At 45.2% G+C, this 6,382-nt stretch carries 9 protein-coding genes; 3 read left to right on the top strand and 6 right to left on the bottom strand.

Annotation, left to right across the window (positions count from 1 at the left end; genetic code table 11):
* From O9324_RS27355 to O9324_RS22820, 6 genes are all read right to left on the bottom strand, one after another.
* Positions 1 to 44 (bottom strand): helix-turn-helix domain-containing protein (locus O9324_RS27355; RefSeq protein ID WP_353737494.1); only part of this gene is annotated, 44 nt, incomplete at its 3' end.
* A gap of 228 nt (positions 45 to 272) precedes the next feature.
* Positions 273 to 485, bottom strand: coding sequence for a type II toxin-antitoxin system HicB family antitoxin (locus O9324_RS22840; protein ID WP_288141388.1), 213 nt, complete (start codon positions 483 to 485; stop codon positions 273 to 275).
* A gap of 172 nt (positions 486 to 657) precedes the next feature.
* The gene (locus tag O9324_RS22835) at positions 658 to 906 is read right to left on the bottom strand and encodes a hypothetical protein (protein WP_288141387.1); all 249 of its coding nucleotides are present in this window, start codon (positions 904 to 906) and stop codon (positions 658 to 660) included.
* 3 nt (positions 907 to 909) lie between these two features.
* Positions 910 to 1,101, bottom strand: a complete 192-nt coding sequence (locus tag O9324_RS22830) for a hypothetical protein (protein ID WP_002745416.1) — start codon at positions 1,099 to 1,101, stop codon at positions 910 to 912.
* A gap of 185 nt (positions 1,102 to 1,286) precedes the next feature.
* Positions 1,287 to 1,805 (bottom strand): GUN4 domain-containing protein, encoded by a 519-nt coding sequence (locus tag O9324_RS22825; RefSeq protein ID WP_288141386.1) that lies wholly within the window; start codon positions 1,803 to 1,805, stop codon positions 1,287 to 1,289.
* 58 nt (positions 1,806 to 1,863) lie between these two features.
* Positions 1,864 to 2,832 carry a phosphate ABC transporter substrate-binding protein gene (locus tag O9324_RS22820; protein ID WP_288141385.1) on the bottom strand — a complete coding sequence of 323 codons (969 nt, stop codon included), beginning with the start codon at positions 2,830 to 2,832 and terminating at the stop codon, positions 1,864 to 1,866.
* A 265-nt stretch (positions 2,833 to 3,097) separates the two neighbouring features.
* On the opposite strand from O9324_RS22820, the gene gpmI reads away from it, so the two are divergent.
* The 3 genes from gpmI (at position 3,098) to O9324_RS22805 (ending at position 6,152) form a co-directional block, all read left to right on the top strand.
* Entirely contained in the window at positions 3,098 to 4,696 is a 1,599-nt protein-coding gene (gene gpmI / locus O9324_RS22815) for a 2,3-bisphosphoglycerate-independent phosphoglycerate mutase (protein ID WP_288141384.1), read from the top strand.
* A 505-nt stretch (positions 4,697 to 5,201) separates the two neighbouring features.
* On the top strand, positions 5,202 to 5,435 hold the full coding sequence (gene secG / locus O9324_RS22810) for a preprotein translocase subunit SecG (protein ID WP_002736485.1): 234 nt from the start codon (positions 5,202 to 5,204) through the stop codon (positions 5,433 to 5,435).
* The gene (locus O9324_RS22805) at positions 5,436 to 6,152 is read left to right on the top strand and encodes a peptidase (protein ID WP_288141383.1); all 717 of its coding nucleotides are present in this window, start codon (positions 5,436 to 5,438) and stop codon (positions 6,150 to 6,152) included.
* Positions 6,153 to 6,382: the final 230 nt, after the last annotated feature.

The raw sequence follows: 6,382 nt of genomic DNA, 5'->3' as shown, positions 1-6,382 counted from the left end.
TGTTCGGGTGTGGGGTAAAATCGAAACGAATAGGCTTTTTCCATACCTCACATTTTAGCATATATTTCGTAAACGATGCTCATATTTAACAGTAAAGCCGTCGTAGAACGACGGGGTTTCAGACCCAAATTTTCGATGAACCCCCCTACACAATCGTCAATTCAGATTTAAGCTGGCGACTCCTGTTCATTCTTTAAATGTCGGATTTTGCAAAAACTGCGAAACGCTTTATATGCTACAATTCACAAGCCGGGGCGAGAGAAACTTCATCATTAGGTAAATAATAGTCGTCCTTTTGGTTCAGGAATGATTCGTTCTAGTTGTTTGGCAGTTTCAATCCATTCTTGAATAACAAGTTCAGCATTTTGTACGGCTTCTTGATAGGTTTCTCCATCTGCCATACATCCTGCTAATTCTGGAACTTCAACAATAAAAGCTCGATCTTCCTCACTCCAATAAATAATTAATTGATAGCGAATTTTCATCTTTCCCTCCTAATTTATATTTTAAAATGAGATTACGAATTTGTTTGATTTGATAAGTTATGTAGGTTGGGTTGAACAGAGTGAAACCCAACAATTATAGGCTTTGTGTTGGGTTTCGTGCCTCAACCCAACCTACTACTACTGAACCAGAGAACAAAGAATCATCATAACATTATTGATCATCTGGCAAAGCTAAAATTTCATCCCCAATTAAATCAGGTAAATTTTCGGTATGAACGTGCAAGTGAGTAATTGAGCCTATTAATTCTGCCAAAATATCCCCTTTTTGGTCATCAGTTAGGCTTGGTAATTTAAGCTGACTTAGTAAGAATAAAACCGTCTCGCATTCTTCACCTAATTCAGATAATAGAGTGGCCAAGGTAGAGTTGACTTTCAAGGGTTTTTCAGTGTTTGAAATCATTGCTTATTTTCCTCTGTTTAATCGCTTTTCTGCTCTAGATAAACTTTTTTCTAAACCTTTAATTTCTCTTTTCCAGTAATTAATTAAGTTTTCATCGGGGGATTCTTTTTGTTCCTCATTGGCAATTTTTTGATGATGGTTCAGAATTTGATAACGAATGCTTTCAACAGATTTACGAAATTTCTTTTTTGACAAGTATTGACTCCTAACTTGCGGTGGTTAATATCTATCGTAATTATAAACCATAGATTATGTAGGGGAAAATGGCATTTACCCTCCTGGGGTGACGGTGACAGGTATCGAATCGCGGAACCCCTGATAACCTCGTGTTGAACCCCTGTAGGATCGGAGTTTGAAAAAACTGCGAAACCCTTTATATGCTACAATTCACAAGCCGCAGCGCGAGGAGAGAACACAACCCCCCACCATAACATCGCCCAATCCCCCAATTTCCAAACAACACCCCCCAACGGGAGGTGTCCCTTGGGTGCTGTCGATGGTGCGGTTGTACTCCATATCATGAAATCTGAGTAATTTTTCTTTCCCCAGTTTCCGTTGACTCGCCAGCCGACTGCGTCCCCAAAACGTTCCCACGTTTTACGATTATAGTCGCCGATCGGGTTGCCTGTCTGCTTGTAGATCGCCAGTTGGACAGAAAAGCCGAACTGGCCACCGGAAGCCGCTAACCATTCTCGATCAATCATCCGCAAATCCTCACAGGAAAACTTCTCGGCGGATTTGCTGTCTATCCATCCTTCTTTTTCTCGTTTAGCGGCCGCCAGCATTAAATCCCAGGTTTTTTGATTGGCAATTTGGCTATAGGTTGCGTAACTAATGCCATTCAGTCCCAAAGCTTGCAAAGCTTCAATGCCTCCCCGTCTCCACGGTAAAATAGGCAATACTCACCCTAGTCATACAAGGCGTAAAATTTCCCAGATTTTCGGATATTCTCGCTAACTACTTTTGTAGGTCTTCATTGGCCCGAAAAATCGCTTCTTGACCATCACTAGAGGACACAAAACCCATAAAAGCTTTAACCGCTTCACTAGCAGGTTCTTTGTAAACGTAGTAAAGGGTACGCTGCCAAGGATAATTAGGTTCACTGGGTAAAATTCCCTCAATAGCGAGCGCTCTGACGGTTTTTTGGTTGACAATTTGGCTATAGGTGGCGTAACTAATGCCATTCAGTCCCAAAACTCGCAAAATTGGGGTGGTGGCATCCCTGTCCATCATTTTAAAATTAGTTCCTGTACCAAATTCCCCCCCTTGCAGCACTTCCTCACGAAAACTTTGATAAGTGCCACTAATAGGGGGACGATTAATCACTTGAATAGTAGCAGCAGAACCGCCCACCTCGGACCAAGAGGTGATTTTTCCGGTAAAAATATCTTTAACCTGGGTAGTGGTTAACCCCCCCGCAAAGGGGTTTTTTACTCCCACCACAACAGCGATCGCATCTCGAACAATCGGACTAGAAGCCAATCCCTGAGAGCGTTCCGACTCGGTTAAAGGTCGTGACACCGCCGCAATATCGATCGCCCCCCGGGCCACTTCCTCTAATCCCCTATCAGATCCTTGAGCATTTGTCAAGACCTCTACCCCCTGAAATTTGGCAGTTAAAGCGGCTTTTAAGGCTTGATTAATCTGTACCATACTGGTAGAGCCGTTAATGCGAATTGTCGTGCCACTGGGGATAGAAGTCGGTGGGGCAAAACTAACCACTCCCTGGGGTGAGGGGGGAGGGGGTAGGGGAGAGGAGGCACTTTCCGATGTGGGGGATTTTTGCGGACTTTTACTGCTGCCACAGAGAAAAAATTCTTGACCTGCGGCACATTGACTTTGTAGCCAGAAGTAACCCCCACCTAAAATGCCCGCAGTGGCTAAAAGAGCGATTATTAAAGCAGTTGTTTCGTTTTTTTGAGACATAATTATTCAGTGAGCGGTGATCAGTTAGGGGATTTGGGGAGATGGGGATTTGGGGAGATGGGGATTTGGGGAGATGGGGAGCTTTCAGCTAAATTCCCCACCCCCCCCACTACCCCAACACCTAACACCTAACACCCCACTACCTCACTACCCCATCATTTGCTGACATTAGGGGGTCGATCGCCCAGACACCGGTGATCAATGGAAGTTTCGATGATATTATCTTAGTGCATGGAAATCCACTCTTAATTTAGGACTGTATATCATGACCCACGCACCTATATCCCCAGTCGTACTGGTTATCCTTGATGGTTGGGGTTATCGCCCGCAAAGGTCGGATAATGCGATCGCAATGGCGAAAACCCCGATTATGGATAGTCTCTGGGAAGTTTATCCCCACACCTTAATCCGCACCTCCGCTAAGGATGTGGGACTACCAGAAGGACAGATGGGTAACTCGGAAGTTGGCCACCTCAATATCGGAGCGGGGCGAGTTGTACCACAGGAGCTAGTACGGATTTCCGATGCGATCGAAGATGGTTCGATTCAACAAAATCAGGCTTTATTAAAACTCTGCGCTGAGATTCGCCCTAAAAAAAGCAAATTACACCTGATTGGTTTATGTTCCGAGGGTGGAGTCCATTCCCATCTCGATCACCTACTGGGATTATTAGACTTAGCGAAAGTGCAAGGGATTAGCGATGTCTGCATTCATGTCATCACCGATGGTCGCGATACCAACGTCACCGACGGAATGCTCGCTATTAAAAGGATTCAAGAACATATTAATAAAATCAATCTCGGTCGCATGGTGACTCTCAGTGGCCGTTATTATGCCATGGATCGGGATCGCCGATGGGATCGGGTGGAAAAAGCCTATAACGTGATGACCAGTGATCAAGGTATCGACGGGCGATCGATCACAGAAGTATTACAGGCATTTTATGATCAAAATATTACCGATGAATTTATTCCCCCCACCAGAATTGCACCAGGGGCGATCGAAGCGGGCGATGGGGTGATATTCTATAATTTCCGTCCCGATCGAGCTAGACAGTTGTGTTATGCCCTGACTATGCCCGATTTTGAAGATTTCGATCGAGATTTAATTTCTCCCCTTAGTTTTGTCACTTTTACCCAATACGATCCGAAATTACCGGTAGATGTGGCCTTTGCTCCCCAGAATTTAAATAATATTTTAGGACAGGTGATCGCTCAACAGGGATTAAAACAGTTTCGTTGTGCAGAAACCGAAAAATATCCCCACGTCACCTACTTTTTTAATGGGGGATTAGAAAAACCCTTTGAGGGAGAAGTGCGCGAATTAATTCCTAGTCCGAAAGTCGCCACCTATGACCAAGCGCCGGCTATGTCGGCAGCCACGGTGACAGCAGCGGTCTGTGGGGCGATCGAACAGGGGATCTATAGTCTTGTGGTGGTTAATTACGCTAACCCCGATATGGTGGGTCATACGGGCATTTTAGACGCGGCCATGAAAGCAGTGGAAACGGTGGATCTATGCTTGGCTAAGTTGTTAAGTAGCATCAATAAATTGGGGGGAACAGTGTTAATCACTGCCGACCACGGTAACGCGGAAACGATGGTGGATGAGTCGGGTAATCCTTGGACTGCCCACACGACTAATCCCGTTCCTTTAATTTTAATTGAAGGGGAAGGGAGAAAAATACCGGGCCACGGTGGCGATGTGCAGTTGCGGGATGATGGTCGTTTAGCCGATATTGCCCCCACTATCCTCGAAATTCTCCAAATTCCCGTCCCGGTGGAAATGACCGGGCGATCGCTGATTAAACCGGCCGAAGTGGCAATTAAAGCCAGTCGCACTCCCGTCCGCATCTCGCTTTAACAGTGATCAGTAATCAGTAATCAGTAATCAGTGGAAATAATTAAAAAATTGGCTAATTAGGGTTTGCGGCAAAAAGTACGGGCGAAGCATTCGGATAGAAAATCTCCGGTTTCACCGATAGGTTATTGCCCGAATGCTTCGCCCCTACAGGACGCGGGCCGATGAAGACGCAAGGTTTGGAAGCACGATTCTCTCAAAATCTTGCACCTGTTTCGCGAAACAAGACACTAAAACCCTTACCTCGTCTATATTTCACCATTATTCAGCAAGCCCTAATTAGCAGAAAAATGACCAATAAAAACCGCTCTCTTGTAGTTATGCTGATCAGCAAATCTTATTGAAGAAAGGGTGTAGGGCATCTTTGAATGTAAGATAATGAACATTTTTCACCCAATTTCCGAGAGAGCCATAAAAATTTAAAACTTACATCTGATAACTGATAACTGATAACTGATAACTGATGATAACTGCTATACTTTGTAATGGAAAATAGAGAGTAATGATCATGACAGTGGTGCTGGTAGTACAGATTATTTGGGCGCTGGCGGCGGCCTTTCTGGCGATTTTGGTGTTATTACACAGTCCCAAAGGGGATGGTATTGGCGGTATTGGCGGTCAATCACAGATTTTTACCAGCGCAAAAACGGCGGAAAAAACCTTAAATCAGGTGACTTGGGCCTTGGGGACGGTATTTATCACCCTAACCATTGTACTGAGCGCCGGCTGGTTAAATCGCTAAATGCTAAGAGGTCGGTTCTCTTTTCTAGGACTCGCAGCCTTGGCGAGTCTTTTGCTGTTTTCCTATTCTCTGATTGCCGACAGTCGAGCGCTACCGGAGTTAAAAACCCATCCTTTACCCGCTAATTTAGCCCAATGGCAAGAGCAAAACCAACCCGGGGATTATTTTGATGCTGTGGAAATCAGTCCCGTGGGAGCGTTGATTTGGTCGCAATTTCCTGTGAAGATTTATCTTCAGAGCGATCGCAGTTCTTGGCTGAGTTTGGTACAGGAGGCGATCGCTGAATGGGGGCAGTATTTGCCGATCGAGTTGGTAAATCGGGCAGAATTAGCCGATATCCTCATTAAACGGGAGTTACCGCCATCGGGAGTCCGTTTTAATGCCGAAACCGGTAAGTTAGAACTGCCCCGGGTGCGTTCTGCCATAACACAATACGAGATTTTTGTCAAGGAAAATCGCTTAACTCATCGGATGAGTATCCAGATTAGTCCTAATTTAGCTGATCGGTCGGCCTTAGCCGCAGCGCGGCACGAATTAGGTCATGCTTTGGGAATTTGGGGTCATAGTCCCCTAGAGACGGACGTGATGTATTTCGCTCAAACTAGGGATATTCCACCGATTTCTAGCCGGGATATTAACACTTTAAAAAAGGTTTATCAGCAGCCAACTCAGTTAGGTTGGCAGATGGATCAGCTAGGGTATCTAATACCTGAATAGGTAAATATTGCTCTTCTGTCGGTTCTGCTATTAAGGAGTCTAAGTTATGGATATACTTAGGGACTTGCGTGGGAATAATATCCCAGCCAGAAAATCGCTCTGTAGAAGAATCAGACCAGCCAGATGGCATATTATCAAAGCGCAAGTCCCTTAGCTGCGGAGGCTCTCGAAGGCTCTCCCCCTACTTAGGGTGATCAGCAAACTTGATCGATCGGAGGGCGCAAGCTTTG

This window comes from Microcystis sp. LE19-84.1B (assembly GCF_027531875.1).
GTDB lineage: Bacteria > Cyanobacteriota > Cyanobacteriia > Cyanobacteriales > Microcystaceae > Microcystis > Microcystis panniformis.
Note: the sequence above shows the minus strand (reverse complement) of the source record. Positions and strands in the feature narration are given on the sequence as shown.

Coding starts and splice junctions, on each gene's coding strand:
- O9324_RS22840 (WP_288141388.1), bottom strand. CDS start 485: ATGAAAATTCGCTATCAATTAATTATTTATTGGAGTGAGGAAGATCGA.
- O9324_RS22835 (WP_288141387.1), bottom strand. CDS start 906: ATGATTTCAAACACTGAAAAACCCTTGAAAGTCAACTCTACCTTGGCC.
- O9324_RS22820 (WP_288141385.1), bottom strand. CDS start 2,832: ATGTCTCAAAAAAACGAAACAACTGCTTTAATAATCGCTCTTTTAGCC.
- gpmI (WP_288141384.1), top strand. CDS start 3,098: ATGACCCACGCACCTATATCCCCAGTCGTACTGGTTATCCTTGATGGT.
- secG (WP_002736485.1), top strand. CDS start 5,202: ATGACAGTGGTGCTGGTAGTACAGATTATTTGGGCGCTGGCGGCGGCC.
- O9324_RS22805 (WP_288141383.1), top strand. CDS start 5,436: ATGCTAAGAGGTCGGTTCTCTTTTCTAGGACTCGCAGCCTTGGCGAGT.